Annotated in this window: 1 pseudogene; it reads right to left on the bottom strand. The window is 44.3% G+C overall.

The window, feature by feature from the left end:
• Positions 1 to 201, bottom strand: a pseudogene (locus ACEN4N_RS11610) (hypothetical protein); the annotation flags it as partial.
• Positions 202 to 255: the final 54 nt, after the last annotated feature.

Here is a 255-nt window from a genome sequence, read left to right on the forward strand (position 1 = left end):
CGTCAACAGCACGGAACGCGGTCCGTAAGCTCTAAACTCACGTTTAACATAGTTGGGTTTGACATGTTCAGCCTGATACTCCGCAGATACTTGGCGTTGAAAACGAGGCTTACGAATCGGACACACTAAATTGAATTTCTTCATCAATCGACGAATTTTACTGCGGCACATCGGGGTGCGATTGTGAGCTAAATGCATCAATATTTGTCGCTGTCCTTTGGGCTTTTGACGGTAATTAAATGCCTCTAGGATTAA

The sequence above is a fragment of the Ruoffia sp. FAM 20857 genome (assembly GCF_045528645.1).
GTDB classification, from domain to species: domain Bacteria; phylum Bacillota; class Bacilli; order Lactobacillales; family Aerococcaceae; genus Ruoffia; species Ruoffia halotolerans.